The sequence below is a fragment of the Mycobacterium montefiorense genome, assembly GCF_003112775.1.
Lineage (GTDB): Bacteria > Actinomycetota > Actinomycetes > Mycobacteriales > Mycobacteriaceae > Mycobacterium > Mycobacterium montefiorense.
The window spans coordinates 42,937-57,762 of sequence record NZ_BFCH01000048.1; the positions used below are offsets into that span (position 1 = coordinate 42,937).

The 14,826-nt window shown below is 64.9% G+C and carries 15 protein-coding genes, 2 tRNA genes and 2 pseudogenes; 10 read left to right on the forward strand and 9 right to left on the reverse strand.

Annotated features, from left to right (window positions below):
* The first annotated feature begins 13 nt into the window (after nucleotides 1-13).
* Genes DB708_RS26070 through DB708_RS26080 form a run of 3 tightly spaced genes read left to right on the forward strand, consistent with a single transcriptional unit; the run spans nucleotide 14 to nucleotide 2,897 of the window.
* Nucleotides 14-1,321, forward strand: a complete 1,308-nt coding sequence (locus DB708_RS26070) for an acyl-CoA dehydrogenase family protein (protein ID WP_108926355.1) — start codon at nucleotides 14-16, stop codon at nucleotides 1,319-1,321.
* Nucleotides 1,318-1,929, forward strand: coding sequence for a TetR/AcrR family transcriptional regulator (locus DB708_RS26075; RefSeq protein ID WP_108926356.1), 612 nt, complete (start codon nucleotides 1,318-1,320; stop codon nucleotides 1,927-1,929). The genes DB708_RS26070 and DB708_RS26075 overlap by 4 nt, the downstream gene beginning before the upstream one ends.
* Nucleotides 1,929-2,897 (forward strand): NADPH:quinone oxidoreductase family protein, encoded by a 969-nt coding sequence (locus DB708_RS26080; protein ID WP_108926357.1) that lies wholly within the window; start codon nucleotides 1,929-1,931, stop codon nucleotides 2,895-2,897. Before DB708_RS26075 ends, DB708_RS26080 begins: the two co-directional genes overlap by 1 nt.
* Nucleotides 2,898-2,905: 8 nt before the next feature.
* Here the strand turns inward: DB708_RS26080 and DB708_RS26085 are convergent, their stop codons facing one another.
* Nucleotides 2,906-4,786 (reverse strand): alkyl/aryl-sulfatase, encoded by a 1,881-nt coding sequence (locus tag DB708_RS26085; RefSeq protein WP_165839932.1) that lies wholly within the window; start codon nucleotides 4,784-4,786, stop codon nucleotides 2,906-2,908.
* 167 nt (nucleotides 4,787-4,953) lie between these two features.
* Between DB708_RS26085 and DB708_RS26090 the strand changes: the two genes are divergently transcribed.
* Complete coding sequence (locus DB708_RS26090; RefSeq protein WP_108926359.1) at nucleotides 4,954-5,430, forward strand: lipoprotein LpqH; 477 nt, start codon at nucleotides 4,954-4,956, stop codon at nucleotides 5,428-5,430.
* On the opposite strand, the gene DB708_RS26095 is transcribed toward DB708_RS26090, so the two are convergent.
* The 5 genes from DB708_RS26095 to DB708_RS26110 form a co-directional block, all read right to left on the reverse strand.
* Entirely contained in the window at nucleotides 5,423-6,943 is a 1,521-nt protein-coding gene (locus DB708_RS26095) for a sensor histidine kinase (protein WP_108926360.1), read from the reverse strand. The genes DB708_RS26090 and DB708_RS26095 overlap by 8 nt on opposite strands.
* Nucleotides 6,921-7,625 carry a response regulator transcription factor gene (locus tag DB708_RS26100; protein WP_108926361.1) on the reverse strand — a complete coding sequence of 235 codons (705 nt, stop codon included), beginning with the start codon at nucleotides 7,623-7,625 and terminating at the stop codon, nucleotides 6,921-6,923. The genes DB708_RS26095 and DB708_RS26100 overlap by 23 nt, the downstream gene beginning before the upstream one ends.
* A gap of 125 nt (nucleotides 7,626-7,750) precedes the next feature.
* Complete coding sequence (locus DB708_RS27380) at nucleotides 7,751-7,906, reverse strand: DUF6131 family protein (protein ID WP_165839933.1); 156 nt, start codon at nucleotides 7,904-7,906, stop codon at nucleotides 7,751-7,753.
* A gap of 11 nt (nucleotides 7,907-7,917) precedes the next feature.
* Complete coding sequence (locus tag DB708_RS27900) at nucleotides 7,918-8,157, reverse strand: hypothetical protein (RefSeq protein ID WP_108926511.1); 240 nt, start codon at nucleotides 8,155-8,157, stop codon at nucleotides 7,918-7,920.
* Nucleotides 8,158-8,324: 167 nt separating this feature from the next.
* On the reverse strand, nucleotides 8,325-8,735 hold the full coding sequence (locus DB708_RS26110) for a MarR family winged helix-turn-helix transcriptional regulator (protein ID WP_235616962.1): 411 nt from the start codon (nucleotides 8,733-8,735) through the stop codon (nucleotides 8,325-8,327).
* Nucleotides 8,736-8,827: 92 nt separating this feature from the next.
* On the opposite strand from DB708_RS26110, the gene DB708_RS26115 reads away from it, so the two are divergent.
* Complete coding sequence (locus tag DB708_RS26115) at nucleotides 8,828-9,778, forward strand: quinone oxidoreductase family protein (protein WP_108926363.1); 951 nt, start codon at nucleotides 8,828-8,830, stop codon at nucleotides 9,776-9,778.
* On the opposite strand, the gene DB708_RS26120 is transcribed toward DB708_RS26115, so the two are convergent.
* Entirely contained in the window at nucleotides 9,775-10,716 is a 942-nt protein-coding gene (locus DB708_RS26120; RefSeq protein ID WP_108926364.1) for a class I SAM-dependent methyltransferase, read from the reverse strand. The genes DB708_RS26115 and DB708_RS26120 overlap by 4 nt on opposite strands.
* A gap of 130 nt (nucleotides 10,717-10,846) precedes the next feature.
* Here DB708_RS26120 and DB708_RS26125 point away from each other — a divergent pair, with 130 nt between their 5' ends.
* The 5 genes and pseudogenes from DB708_RS26125 to DB708_RS27905 all read left to right on the forward strand — a co-directional run.
* Nucleotides 10,847-11,209 carry a nuclear transport factor 2 family protein gene (locus DB708_RS26125; protein WP_108926365.1) on the forward strand — a complete coding sequence of 121 codons (363 nt, stop codon included), beginning with the start codon at nucleotides 10,847-10,849 and terminating at the stop codon, nucleotides 11,207-11,209.
* 11 nt (nucleotides 11,210-11,220) lie between these two features.
* A pseudogene (locus DB708_RS26130) lies at nucleotides 11,221-12,256 on the forward strand (phosphotransferase family protein).
* Nucleotides 12,257-12,276: 20 nt separating this feature from the next.
* Nucleotides 12,277-12,765, forward strand: a complete 489-nt coding sequence (locus DB708_RS26135; protein WP_108926367.1) for a hypothetical protein — start codon at nucleotides 12,277-12,279, stop codon at nucleotides 12,763-12,765.
* A 34-nt stretch (nucleotides 12,766-12,799) separates the two neighbouring features.
* Nucleotides 12,800-13,018: a hypothetical protein gene (locus DB708_RS26140; protein ID WP_108926512.1), complete on the forward strand. Its 219-nt coding sequence runs from the start codon at nucleotides 12,800-12,802 to the stop codon at nucleotides 13,016-13,018.
* 311 nt (nucleotides 13,019-13,329) lie between these two features.
* Nucleotides 13,330-13,892: pseudogene (locus tag DB708_RS27905) on the forward strand (PPE family protein); the annotation flags it as partial.
* 661 nt (nucleotides 13,893-14,553) lie between these two features.
* Here the strand turns inward: DB708_RS27905 and DB708_RS26150 are convergent.
* Both DB708_RS26150 and DB708_RS26155 read right to left on the reverse strand, forming a co-directional pair.
* Nucleotides 14,554-14,626 (reverse strand) — tRNA-Arg (locus tag DB708_RS26150).
* Nucleotides 14,627-14,646: 20 nt separating this feature from the next.
* Nucleotides 14,647-14,738, reverse strand: a tRNA-Ser gene (locus DB708_RS26155).
* Between the last annotated feature and the right edge of the window lie 88 nt (nucleotides 14,739-14,826).

A 14,826-nucleotide genomic window follows, 5' to 3' on the forward strand; every position in this document is an offset into this window, starting at 1 on the left:
TAGGAGTATTCGAATGTCATGGGACTTCTCTACCGAGCCGGAGTTCGAGAAGAAGCTCGCCTGGGTTCGCGAGTTCGTCCGCGAAGAAGTCGAGCCGCTTGAGGTGCTTTTCCCGGGCTGCGAGTTCCTGCCGCTCAATGACGAGCGGCGGCGTATCGTCGATCCGCTCAAGCAGCAGGTCCGCGACAATGGCTTGTGGGCACCGCATCTGGGCCCGGAGCTGGGCGGGCAAGGCTTCGGCGCAGTCAAGCTGACGTTGATCAATGAGATTCTGGGCCGCAGCCCGTGGGCGCCGATCGTCTTCGGCACCCAAGCGCCCGATACCGGCAACGCGGAGATCATCGCGCGCTTCGGTACGAAGGACCAGAAGGACCGCTACCTGTCCGGGCTGCTATCCGGCGAGATATTTTCCTGCTTCTCAATGACCGAACCGCAAGGCGGTGCCGATCCGCGCGTGTTCACCACCCGTGCCGTCCGTGACGGCGACGAGTGGGTGATCACCGGGCGAAGGTACTTCTCCTCCAACGCCGCTGTCGCATCGTTCTTCATTGTCGTCGCGATCACCGATCCCGACGTACCCGTCCATCGCGGCGCCTCGACGTTCCTGATCCCCGCCGACACCGAAGGGCTGATCCTGGAAGCCAACCACCACCTGTTGGGAGCGGACCCGCATGAACCGGGGCATTCCCTGGTGCACTACAACGGGGTGCGGGTACCTGCGGACGCGCTGCTCGGCGAGCCCGGTCAGGGCTTTTTGATCCTGCAAACCCGATTGGCCGGCGGGCGGCTGCACCATGCGATGCGCGCCATCGGGATGGCGCAGCGCGCGGTCGACATGATGTCGCGGCGCGCGAAAAGCCGCTTCACCCAGGGTAGCTCGTTGGCAGACAAGCAGCTGGTGCAAGAGTTCGTCGCCGACTCCTATACCGAGCTAATCCCGTTCCGGTTGACGGTGCTGCACGCCGCGTGGCTGATCGACAGCGGCGACGAGCATGGTGCCCGCGCCGAAATCGGCGTGTGCAAGATTCTTGCTTCCCAGGTGATGAAATCGATTGCGCTACGGGCTATTCAAGTGCACGGCGCGCTCGGGCTTACCGATCAGCTGCCCCTGGTCAACGTGTTGCTGGGCGGCATCGCGCTCGGCCTGGCCGACGGGCCGACCGAGGCGCACAAGGTCAATCTGGCCCGGATGCTACTCAAGGGGTACGACGCCGAACAAGGCGACTGGCCCAGTGAAATGCTCGAAGTTCGTCGCGCCGCGGCCCGGGAAAAGTACGGCGCTCTCGTTGGTAGCGTTCCCGCGCAACCACATTCGCCATGACCAACAGGGTCACCGCAGCCGTCGAGCGCGCCCTCGACGACCGGCAGCGGGGGGCTACCGCGGAGGTCGAACGCATCCTGGCTGCCGCGGTACGGGTGATGGAGCGCGTCGCGCCCGAGGCGCCGCGTGTCAGCGACATCGTCACCGAGGCCGGGTCGTCGAACAAGGCGTTCTACCGGTATTTCGCCGGCAAGGACGATCTCATCCTGGCGGTAATGGAACGCGGGGTGGGAATCGTGTTGTCCTACCTCGAACACCAGATGGCCAAGGAGTCCCAACCGCGGGACAAGATCGCCCGCTGGATCGAAGGCACGCTGGCACAGGTCGCCGAGCCCGACCTGATCAGGAAAAGCCGCGCTGCGGCCGGTCAGATGGCGACGGCGACGAACTGGCGTACGGTCGATCACGAAATGATGTACCCGCTGCGCGATCTTCTGGTCGAACCGATTGCGGGACTGGGAAGTACCGATGTCGAGCGCGACGTCGAAGCGGTGTTCTGCTGCACGGCGGCGACGATGCGCCGATACATGGGATCGGCCGTTCGGCCCGCGCCCGACGACATCGCACACGTGGTGAAGTTCTACCTCAACGGATTGGGAGTCAGTTGATGCGCGCCGTTGTCTGTCACTCCTACGGTCCGCCGGAGAGTTTGGTGCTCGACGATGTTCCCGAGCCCGTTCCGGCGCCCGGCCAGATGTTGGTGCGGGTACACGCCGCAGCAGTCAATTTCCCCGACGTACTGTTCATCGCCGGCAAGTACCAGATCAAGATTCCACCGCCATTCATCCCCGGCAATGAGATTGCCGGAGAGGTGATCTCCGTCGGTGTTGACGCGGCGTTTCGCCCGGGCCAGCGGGTAGCCGGAACCACCTTCGGGGCATTCGCCGAACAGGCGCTGCTCGACACGACTCAGGCCTCGCTGATCCCCGACGACGCCGACTTCGCGTCGGCTGCGGCCTTCGGCGTGACCTACCGCACCGCATACCACGCCTTGCGGTCGACCGCCGCTGTCACAGAAGGAGATTGGGTCGTGGTGCTGGGCGCGGCAGGCGGAGTGGGTCTGGCCGCCGTTGACCTGGCCGTAGCGATGGGGGCTCGCGTGCTGGCCGCGGCGTCGAGCCCGGACAAGCTCGAGCTGTGTCGGCAGCGCGGTGCCGAGGCTGTTGTGGATTACGACCGCGAGGACCTCAAGCTGCGGATCCGTGAACTCACCGGAGATGCCGCCCGAGTGGTGCTGGATCCGGTCGGGGGCTCGTATTCGGAGCCGGCGCTGCGCGGTCTGGCGCGCGGCGGTACCTTCGTCACCCTGGGCTATGCGGCGGGCACGATCCCCGCGATTCCGCTCAATCTCGTAATGCTCAAAGATATCTGCGTGCGCGGTATGGAAATCCGCACCTTCATGAGCGACTACCCCGATGAGGCCGTGCGCGACATTGAAGAGTTGACACAGATGTTCGCCGCGGGCACGGTCCGGCCCTACGTCGGCGCGCGATTCCCGCTGTCCGAGGCTCCCGCGGCACTGCGATATGTCGCCGATCGCAAAGTCCTGGGCAAGGTCGTCATCGACGTCGCGTGACCCGACGGTTACGGCGTGACGATGTTGAAGCTCGGGTTGGGCTCGTCCAGGACGCCCAGAAATGCCTGCAGCGCATTGTGGTCGCCGGAGATCTCCAAGCCCGGCGACGTGAAGTCCCCCATCGCCGTCCTCAGCAGACGAATCTTGGTGTCCAGCTTGACCGTAACGGTTGCCGTTGCGGGGTCGACGCCGACTTTGCGATAGACGAGCACCCCGTTGCGCAGCGCGAGCCGGTAGTTCACGGCCAGGTCCGCGAAGGTCAGGTCGATGGCGATATCGAGGTCCCAGCTGCGGGGCCCGTTGACCCGAATGGCAAGGCTGTCGAAGATTTGCTCAGGCGTCAGTTGCGACACCATTGACGGCGATGTGGCCTGTGTCGCGGTACCGAAGTTTCCGTCGCGCAGTTCGGTGGCCCCACTCATGAAGAAGTTGCGCCACGTCGCGTTCTCGGCGCCGTAGCCCAGTTGCTCCAAGGTGTCCGCGTACAGCGCGCGAGCGGCGGCATGATCACCGTCGGTGAAGATTGCATGATCGAGCAGCGTTGCAGCCCAACGGAAATCGCCGGCATCGAAGGCCGCTTGGGCAAGCTCGACGACGCGGTCGATCCCGCCCATCGCGTCGACATAGCGGGGCGCAAGGGCCTCGGGGGGATGCGGCCACAGTCGGCCCGGGTTGCCGTCGAACCAGCCCATATAACGTTGGTAGACGGCCTTGACATTGTGGCTGACCGATCCGTAGTACCCCCGGGTATGCCATACCCGGTCCAAAGCCGGTGGCATCTCGAATGTTTCGGCGATCTCGACCCCCGTGTAGCCCTGGTTGAGCAGCCGCAAAGTCTGGTCGTGCAGATAGGCGTACAGGTCGCGCTGAAGCGACAGGAACTCGACGATGCTCTGGCGTCCCCAGGTTGGCCAGTGGTGGGAGGCGAACACGACATCGGAACGTCCGGAGAAAGTGTCGATGGCCTCGGTGAGATAGCCCGACCAGGCGTGTGGGTCGCGGACCAGCGCACCACGCAAAGTGAGCAGGTTGTGCAGGTTGTGGGTGGCATTCTCGGCCATGCACAACGCGCGGAAACGTGGGAAGTAGAAATGCATTTCGGCGGGAGCCTCGGTGCCGGGCGCCATCTGGAATTCGATCTCCACACCATCGATCGTGTGCTTCTCGCCGGTCTCCCGGATATCGATGGTCGGAACGATGATGGCCACCTCACCGCTGGAGGCGGCCTGACCAAGACCGCAGCCCACCTGCTCCTGAGGTCCGCGCGCCAGCAGACTGCCGTACATATACGTGGCTCGGCGAGTCATTGCCGGACCGGCGTAGACGTTCTCCTGAACGGCGTGCGCGGTGAACCCCTCCGGCGCCAGTACGGCAACCGCGCCCGCATCCACGTCCGCCTGCGATGTCACGCCCAGCACTCCGCCGAAATGGTCGACATGGCTATGGGTGTAGATCACGGCGACTACGGAGCGGTCGCTGCCGCGGTGGGTGCGATAGAGGTCCAGTGCCGCGGCGGCTACCTCGGTGGACACCAACGGGTCGATCACGATGATCCCGGTGTCGCCCTCGATGAAGCTGATGTTGGAGATGTCGAAGCCGCGGACCTGATAGATGCCCGGCACCACCTCGTACAGGCCCTGTTTGGCGTTCAGCCCCGATTGGCGCCACAAGCTGGGGTGCACCGAGCTTGGCGCGGGACCGTCAAGGAAGGCGTAGACATCGTTGTCCCACACCACACGCCCGTCGGCCGCCTTGATGACGCAGGGAGACAGGGACGCGATGAATCCACGGTCGGCATTGTCGAAATCCGTTGTGTCGTCCCAGGGCAGCGAATGTTCGCGATGCGCCGACTCGATGACCGCGGCGGGAGGTTTGTGGTCCACCGGCAATACATTGCCATCAACGCACCCTTGCCGGAAAGCACAGGTTGAGAGCGGCCGGGTTAACCGGGACGAAACAATTTGGCCCAACCCCTTGGTTGCAGCCAGGCAAACCCGCATACTGCGTTGACGGCCCTCATTGTTGAGGGCCGCAACGATCGGGCAAAGGAGAACAGGTGAAGCGTGAACTGACGGTCGCGGTAGCCGGAGCAGCCATTCTGGTCGCCGGTATTTCCGGCTGTTCGAGCGACAAGAAAAGTTCGAGTGGGTCCTCGTCGGGCGCAAGCACTTCCGCTAGTGCCGGCGGAGGTGGTGGCACCAAGGTGATCATCGACGGTAAGGACCAGAACGTAAGCGGCTCGGTCGTGTGCACAACGGCAGGCGGCAACGTCAACATCGCGATCGGTGGGGCCGCGACCGGCATCGCCGCCGTGCTGACCGACGCCAACCCGCCCGTAGTGACGTCCGTTGGGCTGGGCAACGTCAACGGCGTGACACTCGCATACGCCGCGGCTGGCGGCGGCGGCAACGCCTCGGCCACGAAGAGCGGCAACACCTACAAGATCACCGGGAATGCCACCGGCGTTGACATGGCCAACCCCATGCAGCCGGTGAACAAGCCCTTCGAGATCGACGTCACTTGCACTAGCTAAGCGAGGCCGCGGGCGGTTGCCACCCGTTGAGTGGCAGCCGCACCGTGAACTCGGTATGACCGGGCGAGCTGTTGACGGTGATAGTCCCGTTGTGCGCCTTGACGACGGCGGAGACGATCGCCAATCCCAGCCCGGTGCTGCCCCCTTTGCGGGAGCGTGAGGTATCGCCGCGGGCGAACCGCTCGAACACCTCGGACTGCAATGCCACCGGAATGCCGGGGCCGTTGTCGATCACCTGCAGCAAACTGTGCGTCGGTTCGGTGCTCAGCCGGGTTGTCACCACCGTCCCCGCGGCGGTGTGGATGCGGGCATTGGCAAGCAGATTCGTCAACACCTGATGGAGCCGCGCCGCATCACCGACCACAACCACGGGTTCCTCGGGCAGGTCGAGCTCCCACTGATGATCCGGTCCCGCGACGTGCGCGTCACTGACCGCGTCGACCGCCACCCGTGACAAGTCGACCGCTTCGCGTTCCAGCGGCCGGCCCGAGTCCAGACGGGCCAGTAGCAGCAGATCCTCGACGAGGCGGGTGATCCGCTCGGTCTCGGACGCGACGCGGCTCATCGCGTGGGCCACCGCTTCGCGGTCATCGCCCATGCGCTGGGTGAGTTCGGTGTAGCCGCGGATCGCGGCCAGGGGCGTGCGCAGTTCGTGACTCGCGTCGGCGACGAACTGACGGACCCGGGTCTCGCTGGCCTGGCGCGCCGACAGCGCGGCCGCGATGTGGTCGAGCATCCGGTTGAGCGCCGAGCCGAGCTGGCCCACCTCAGTGGATGGGTTGGCGTCGGATTCGGGAACCCGCACCGGCAAATCGACTTCGCCGCGGTCCAACGGCAGGTTCGACACCCGTCGCGCGGTCTGCGCGACGCGGCGCAGCGGCGCGAGCGCTCGCCTGATGATCACCATCCCGGCGATCGTGGCCGCGGCCAATGCGATTACGGTGACCACCCCAAAAATGACCAGCATCTGCAGCAGCGTGGCGTCGACGTCGGACATGGACAGTCCGGTGACGATCAAGTCGCCCCCGCGCCGGCTGGGTGCGGCGACGACACGGTACCGGCCGAGGCCGTCGAGATCCAGGGTCACCGGCTCGCGGCTGCCAGCGATCGCCGCCAATTGGTCCTGGGCCCTATCGCTCAACGCGGCCCGGGAACCGATGCTGGTCAGGTAGCCGGCGTCGACCGTCTTACCATCGCTGACCACCGCGGCGACCATGCCCGCCGGCTGGCCGGGAGCATCGAGGAACCGCGGGCCCGGGCCCGGGCGCGGGTAATACGAGTGTTGTTGGTGGTGCCATCCCGGGCGGTTCGGTTCGGGATACATCAACGCCGAGCGGTGCGAGGTCCCGCTGAGTTGCCCGTCGAGCTGGCGGACCAAGTGATGATTCAGCGACAGTTCGGTTGCCGCGGTGATCCCGACGCAGACCAAGGCGAGCACGACGACCTGGCCGACCAGAAGCCGCAGCCGAAGCGACCAGACTCGCCGTGTCCTAGCCGGCTGGCTTGAGGACATAACCCGCACCGCGCAACGTGTGGATCATCGGATCGTGACCGTTGTCGATCTTCTTGCGCAGGTACGAGATATACAGCTCGACGATGTTGGAACGGCCGCCGAAATCGTAGCTCCACACCCGATCGAGAATCTGCGCCTTGCTCAGCACCCGCTTGGAGTTGCGCATCATGAACCGCAACAGCTCAAACTCGGTGGAGGTCAACGAAATCGGTTCACCGGCCCGAGTCACCTCGTGGCTGTCCTCGTCCAGCACCAGGTCGCCGACAACCAGCTGCGCGCCGCTGTCCACCGTCGTGACGCCGGTGCGCCGCAACAACGCTCGCAGCCGCAGCACCACCTCTTCGATGCTGAACGGTTTGGTGACATAGTCGTCACCACCCGCGGTCAACCCGGCGATGCGATCTTCCACCGCGTCCTTGGCTGTCAACAGCAGCACCGGCAGCTGCGGATTCTCTTCGCGCAGTTTGTGTAATACGTCCAACCCGCTCATATCGGGCAACATCACGTCGAGCACGACCACATCGGGTCGCTGGGCCCGGGCCGTCGCGATTGCCGACGACCCGTCACCGGCGGTCGCGATGTTCCAGCCCTCGTACCGCAGCGCCACCGACACCATTTCGGCCAAAACCGATTCGTCGTCCACCACCAGCACGTTGATCGGATTGCCGTCCGCACGGCACATCACAACGCGCTCTACGGAGGTTCGAGGCTGCGGCACAGGTTCCAGTATCCGCGAGCGACTGGGCCGCCGCTATGACATTCCTTTGTGTGTCCTGTGAAACCGCAGGCGAGCCTGCCTGTCGGTGGCTAGTACCAGTACCGCCTGCCGCCGACCGGGCGCCCGACCGAGCCGAGGACCCACAACACCGCGCCGATGACGACTAGGACAATGCCAATCGTCCACAGCAAAGGAATAGCGAAAACATATCCGAGAATGAGTAGGACGATGCCCAAGACAACCATGACAGTTTCCTTTACGCGAGGGACTCTAAGTTGTTGCTATGCATTGAACTGGGTTGCGGTACGTGGCAATCCTTGACTTTCGGGTTGACGCCCCCGTAGTTCAAAGGCCCCGCGACCACTGTCAGCGCGATGTTTCCCGCTGTGACACAATCTGTTTGCCCGGTCTTGAAGTAATCGCGTTGCCATGCTGCGAAAACCCCAACGAGCAGCCACACCAAAACGATCGCGCCGATTATTCCGCGACCACGCATCGTGACCTCCGTTGTGTTCGAGAAGGATTTTCTCGTTGCGTAGCGATACCCGTTGAACGCGTGTCTAAACATCGCCGTGGCTAACCTATGCAGCCTGAAAATAACGACCTGAGCACTGCTAATGAGCCGCCATTGAGCGACCCACCCGGGCGGGTCGGTCGGCGACCCTAGCGCTCAAGCATTTTGGCCAATAGTGCCGTGAGCCGCTTCTGCTCAGCGGCGTTCAGCCCGCCAGCCATCGGCGCCATCAGCTCACCGATCTCGGCGATGACCCGAACCTCCAGTCGGCGCGCCTCCGTCGTGAGGCTGACCCGTACCGACCGGCCGTCGACGGGGTCAGTGGCCTTTCGAACCAGGCCGCGCTGGACCGCGCGGTCGATGAGCCCACTGACGGTCGAGCGCTCCAGCCCGAGGTAGGTCGCCAGGTCGGCCATCGCCGGCTCGCGATCACGCAGTATCCCCAACACCCGCAGCAACGTCAGGGACAGATCGTGTTCGGCGGCAACACGGTTCAGCACCGCGATCACCCCGAATGACACCTGCACAAGACTGCCCCTGAGCACGTCGACCGCCTCCATGCGGAAAATCATACCTTGAAACAGTTCATAATACCATCTATTCTAGTTCGCGTTACCATCTAATTTTAGAGTCATCGTTAAGGAGGACAACCATGCACGCAGCCGTTGTCACCGCGTTCGACAGGCCTCCCGCCTACCGCGAGTTCCCCAGTCCCACTCCGCAAACCGGTGATGAGGTGGTAGTCGACGTGATCGCCGCCGGCCTGCATCCGCGGGTGCGGTCTCAGGCTGACGGCTCGCATTACACCAGCTCCGGGGAGCTACCCCTGGTCCCCGGCATCGACGGGGTGGGCCGCGCGCCCGACGGCACGCTTCGCTACTTCGTGCTGCCCGACACGACGATGGGCGCGATGGCTGAGCGGACCGTCATTGACCAACGCCGCAGTGTCGCTCTTCCGGACGGCACCGACCCCGTCCTGGTGGCCGCGGCGATGAACCCCGTCATGTCCTCGTGGCTGGCGCTGCGCCGGCGCATCGACTTCCAGCCCGGGCAAACGGTGCTGATTCTCGGCGCCACCGGCAGCTCGGGCCGGATGGCAGTACAGGTCGCCAAACAACTGGGCGCCGCTGATGTCATCGGCGCCGGACGCGACGCGCGGCGGCTCGCCGCCCTGCCCGGGCTAGGAGCCGACGCCGTCGTTCAAATCGACAATGACGCTGCGATAGGCGATCTCGCTCGGGCAGCACGCGACGTCGATGTCGTGATCGACTATCTGTGGGGTCCGATCACGGCTCAGGTGATGGCGGGTATCGCCACCCACCGCACCGATCGCGGAAAGCCGCTCACCTGGCTCGAAATCGGCTCGGTCGCGGGACCTTCGGCCGAGATCTTCTCCGCGGCACTGCGTGCCGTACGCCTGCAGATCGTGGGCAGCGGCCAGTGCTCGGTGCCCACCCGCGACATCCTGGCCGAACTGCCTGCCATTGCCGCCGAGATCAGCAGCGGCGGTTTCAAACTCGATGCCCGTGCGGTGCCGCTCGCCGAAGTCGAGGCCGCGTTCAACGACACCGACGCCGACCAGCGAATCGTCATCACGCCCTAATGACGTCGCTGTGCGGACACGTACAGGGTGGGCGGCATGGCATCGTCGGCGCCTTCCGGCATGGTGCGGTGGTAGCGGGCCATCAACTCGTCGAAGCTTGCCGCCGACACATCCCAGCCATGTTCACGTAGCCATTCGTCGACCGGGGTGCGCTCCTCCGCGTACCAGAGGTCGTCGAAATCCGTGACCTCCGTGTCGACCAGCTTGGCAGCCGCAGCGCGCATGCGTTGCATGTCTTCACGCTGCCGTCGTACCCGATCGGGATCGGTAAAGCCTGGGCTGGGTACGTTGGACGCCAGCCAACTGCCCGGCGCGCTGAGCGAATGCATCCGCTCGAAAAGCAAATCCTGGGCTTTCGACGGCAGGTAACGCACCAGCCCCTCGGCAGACCAGGCACTCGGCTTCGAAGCGTCAAACCCTGCATCCTGCAATGCCTTCGGCCAATCCTGCCGCAGATCGATCGGTATGGTAACCAGCTGGGCCGTCGGGTCTGCACCGTGCGCTTTCAGCGTGCCCGTTTTGAAGTCCAGCACCTTGGGCTGATCAAGTTCGTACACCACGGTGCCGGCGGGCCACGGCAGGCGCCACGAGCGGGCGTCGAGACCCGACGCCAGGATGACTACCTGACGGACACCGGCGTCGGCCGCACCGAGAAAGAACTCGTCGAAAAACGCCGTCCGGGTCGCCATGAAGTCGATCATCACCTGGACCCGGCTACGCACAACGGGTTCGATTTCGGCTGCCTTGGCCAACAGGGCGGGATCGGCGGTGAGGCTCCACATCCCCTCCCCCGCGGCGTCCACGAAGACACGCGCGAAGGGGTCGTTGATGAGTGGATTCTCGCTCTCGGTCTCAGCGGCGCGGGCCGCCGCAACGCCGAGTGCGGTGGCTCCCACGCTCTGAGTGATGTCCCAGGAATCGTTGTCGGTGCGCGGCATCGCCGTTCCTCTCCACCTTGATAGTCGCTGGCGTTCACTATTCTTACAGCCGCCGACACCTCCTGGCACCCGCGGAGGGTGAATTAGGCTTTTTCCCAGAGGGTCCACAGGTTGGAAAAGGAGCGCCGCGATGACACGTACGCCGCAGGAAGTCTTCGCTCATCACGGGAAGGCGCTGGTTGCGGGCGACCTCGACGAGATCGTCGCCGACTATGCCGATGACTCGGTGGTGATCGGCCCTTCCGGCGTCGCGCGCGGCAAGGACGGCATCCGCAACGTCTTCGCCAACTTACTCACCGATCTGCCCAACGCAGCCTGGGACCTGAAGACGCAGTTCTTCGACGACGACGTCTTGTTCCTCGAGTGGGCCGCCGATTCGGCGATCAACCGGGTCGACGACGGCGTCGACACCTTCGTGTTCCGCGGCGGCATGATCCGCGCCCAGACCGTCCGGTACACACCGAAACCGAAGGGCCCAGTGCCCGCAGAGTAGGTTCACACCACGTGGAGCAAGTGGACTTGGATGCCGTCGCGGAATGGGATGTCCGAGCAGGGATTGGGCGAGGGCCCGCTGCACGACGTTTCCGCCGTCACCGGCGGGACGCAGAATGTGATGCTGCGGTTCGTCAGGTCTCACCGGCCCTACGTACTGCGGCGCGGACCACGACACCTGCGTCCGCGCAGCAACAGTGTCATCCTGCGAGAAACCAAAGTCCTTGCGGCGCTGGTCGGTTCCGATGTGCCGCATCCGCACCTGATCGCGGTGTGCGACGACACGAGTGTGCTCGGCGACGCCGTCTTCTACCTGATGGACCCGGTCGACGGATTCAACGCAGGCGAGGGCCTGGCGCCGCTCCACGCGGGCGATGCCGGCGTGCGGCACGGCATGGGCTTGTCGATGGCCGATGCACTGGCGAAGCTGGGCGCCATCGACCACGTCGCGGTGGGTCTCGCCGACTTCGGCAAGCCGGAGGGCTTCCTGGAACGCCAGGTGCCGCGCTGGCTTTCGGAGCTGGACTCTTACAGCGAGTACGACGGCTACCCCGGGCCGCAGATCCCGGGCATCGAGGAAGTATCGACCTGGCTGGAACATCATCGTCCGGTGACCTGGACGCCGGGCATCATGCACGGCGACTACCACGCCGCCAACGTGATGTTCTCCCGCACCGGGCCGGACGTGGTCGCGATCGTCGACTGGGAGATGTGCACGATCGGTGACCCGCTGCTAGACCTGGGCTGGCTGCTGGCCACCTGGCGCCAGTCCGACGGATCCAGCGTGTTCAGCCATGCCCTGGGCGGGCAGGACGGATTGGCCAGCACCGACGAGCTGTTCGAGCGCTACGCCGCCAACACCACCCGCGACCTGTCGCAGATCACCTGGTACACCGTGCTGGCCTGTTTCAAGCTGGGCATCGTCATCGAGGGCACGCTGGCTCGTGCCTGCGCCGGCAAGGCCGAGAAAGAAGTCGGGGATCAACTCCACGCGGCCACGGTCCACCTGTTCGAGCGGGCGCTGACCCACATCGGCAACGAGTCCTGACGGCGCTAGCATCGGTTGACGTGCCTCCTTATCCAGAGGAACCCGACTACTACTCCGAGTACGAGCCGACGATGGCGGCTCGATACGGCGGCGGACACGACCCCGCGCCCGAACCGGAGCCCCCAACACCCTGGTATCGCCGTCCGTTAGCGCTGGTCGCGGCGGGTGCCGTTGGGGTCATCGTGCTCGGGCTGGCGATCTACGCCGTCGTGACGCTGCTGAGCAGCTCGCCGACCCCGAGTCCGACGACAACGACGACGCCCACGCCGTCCCCCACCACGACGGTGGCCACCACTACCGAGGCGCCGCCTCGGCATCGCCCACCCAGTGGCGGAGGTGGTCCCGCCCCGACGCAGACGGTGACCGAAACAGCTCCGCCGCCCAGCACCGACACTCCCACGACGACCGTTGTGCCGAGCACCGTCACTGTGTCACCGAGCACCGAGACAAGCACGGTCACTCAGACGGTGACCGTGCCGACGCGCCGGCCGTTCGGACCACGTCCATAGCGGTCTCAGAAGTCGAGCAACTAGGGTCATGGCCATGAGTCGGCTCGAACGCGGACTGGCACGGTTACGGGACATGCGCTTCGACTTGTATGCGCAACCCATGCGGCAGGTGAGCCTGGAGCTGAAGATCGTTTTCTTCTCCGTCCACCTGCCGATCGCCGGCGGTAAGACGCTGAAGGTCCCCATGATCGCGACGGTGGGGCCGATGCCGGACAAGTCCAAGGAGAGCGACGCCGGCGACGGCGACGCGTAGCGCAAGCGCACCTCGCTCAGCGCACCCGAACGGCTTCGTAGCCGGGCGTTAACGTCCTGTGAGACACCGGATTACGGCATCAGCCATCGTCCGGTCGCCGATGACCGGAGCAAGGTCGAATCCCACATCACCAAGCGCTCCCGCGTCGGAGCCAAAGCAATCATTGACGTCTCCAAAGTGATCACTTACATTTAGCAAGAGCTCACTGTACGCCGTGGACACTGCCCCGCGGCGCTAGGTCAGGCCGTCAGGTCCTCTGATCAAGTCTGTGTCGATTGTTGCCACCCTCGACTCGAAAAGAGATGGAGCTCATGGACTTTGGGTTGCTGCCGCCGGAAGTCAACTCGGCATTGATATACACCGGACCGGGTCGGGGCCGATGTTGGCCGCCGCGGCGGGGTGGGACGCGTTGGCCGCTCAACTGGAAACCGCCGCCAGCGGCTACTCGTCGGAGATTTCCGGACTCACCGGCTGGTGGTTCGGTCCGTCGTCCATGCGGATGGCCACCGCGGCCGCGCCCTACATCGGATGGCTGCACGCCAGCGCCGCCCAAGCCGGACAAACCGCGGCCCAGGCATATGGAGCGGCGGCCGCCTATGAGGCAGCCTTGTCGATGACGGTGCCACCGCCGGCAATCGTGGCCAACCGCGCGCAGTTGATGGCGTTGATCGCAACCAACTTTCTCGGGCAGAACACCCCGGCGATCGCGGTCACCGAGGCCCAGTACATGGAGATGTGGGTCCAGGACGCCACCGCGATGTACGCCTATGCCGCGGACTCCGAGGTCGCCAGCACCCTGGCCCCGTATGACGAGCCGCCACAAACCACAAACCAATCGGGACAGGCTGACCAGACCGCGGCGGTCGCCCGGGCAGCCAGCGACGCGACCAGCGCCCGCACCCAAGCGGCGGTCCAGCTAGCCTCGTCCGCCGAGGCCGGCGACACGACCCTGCCGGTGGGCAGCAGTGCTGGTGTCGCACCCGGCGGCGCCGTCCTGGAACCCGGCGTGACCGTCACGGTCACCGCCGACTACCCCGCCGTCACTACCGCTTTTGGTGTCCAGGTCAAAACGATCACCGACGTGACCTGGAGCTACTTCGGATTTACGTACACGATCCCCGCTGGCATCGAAACAAACTTTGCCGGCGGCGGATTCTTCGAAGGCGGCACCTTCACCGTGCTGCCACCCCTAACCGGCGATGCCGCTGTCATGATGCCGGCCGGTGGCGTCACCGCTCTTGGCCCTGGCGTCACCGTCACCGTCGACGCCGGTGGCTTCGTTACCGCGGTCAATACCGGCGCCATCACATCCAGCGCTGCCATCACCCCCATCGCCCCGGTGGCCCCCATCGCATCCAGCGCGTCTGGCGCGGTGGCGGTGGCACCCGCAGCGGCCGCGCCGGGCCTGGCCGGAACCGCGGGAACCGCCGGAATCCAGGCTCCGGTCAATGTGGAGGGGATGTTCCAATGGGCTCAACCCGTAACTGAGGTAGCGATCGCGGCCGGCTAACGCCGTAACCCGAATTGGCAGTGAGCGCGCCCGAAGGGATTCGAACCCCTAACCTTCTGATCCGTAGTCAGATGCTCTATCCGTTGAGCTACGGGCGCCGGTACTTCAGTTGTGTCCTTGGCGGAGGCGAGAGGATTTGAACCTCCGGTCCCCTTTAAGGGGGACAACTCATTAGCAGTGAGTCCCATTCGGCCGCTCTGGCACGCCTCCCTTGGACTTCCTGAGGGTACCCGACCCATTCCCGGGATCCCTGAACCGCCGGAGGCATAGCGTACACAGCGGGGACATATGCTGTCGA

Coding starts and splice junctions, on each gene's coding strand:
- DB708_RS26070 (WP_108926355.1), top strand. CDS start 14: ATGTCATGGGACTTCTCTACCGAGCCGGAGTTCGAGAAGAAGCTCGCC.
- DB708_RS26075 (WP_108926356.1), top strand. CDS start 1,318: ATGACCAACAGGGTCACCGCAGCCGTCGAGCGCGCCCTCGACGACCGG.
- DB708_RS26080 (WP_108926357.1), top strand. CDS start 1,929: ATGCGCGCCGTTGTCTGTCACTCCTACGGTCCGCCGGAGAGTTTGGTG.
- DB708_RS26095 (WP_108926360.1), bottom strand. CDS start 6,943: ATGTCCTCAAGCCAGCCGGCTAGGACACGGCGAGTCTGGTCGCTTCGG.
- DB708_RS26100 (WP_108926361.1), bottom strand. CDS start 7,625: ATGTGCCGTGCGGACGGCAATCCGATCAACGTGCTGGTGGTGGACGAC.
- DB708_RS27380 (WP_165839933.1), bottom strand. CDS start 7,906: ATGGTTGTCTTGGGCATCGTCCTACTCATTCTCGGATATGTTTTCGCT.
- DB708_RS27900 (WP_108926511.1), bottom strand. CDS start 8,157: ATGCGTGGTCGCGGAATAATCGGCGCGATCGTTTTGGTGTGGCTGCTC.
- DB708_RS26110 (WP_235616962.1), bottom strand. CDS start 8,735: ATGGAGGCGGTCGACGTGCTCAGGGGCAGTCTTGTGCAGGTGTCATTC.
- DB708_RS26115 (WP_108926363.1), top strand. CDS start 8,828: ATGCACGCAGCCGTTGTCACCGCGTTCGACAGGCCTCCCGCCTACCGC.
- DB708_RS26120 (WP_108926364.1), bottom strand. CDS start 10,716: ATGCCGCGCACCGACAACGATTCCTGGGACATCACTCAGAGCGTGGGA.
- DB708_RS26125 (WP_108926365.1), top strand. CDS start 10,847: ATGACACGTACGCCGCAGGAAGTCTTCGCTCATCACGGGAAGGCGCTG.
- DB708_RS26140 (WP_108926512.1), top strand. CDS start 12,800: ATGAGTCGGCTCGAACGCGGACTGGCACGGTTACGGGACATGCGCTTC.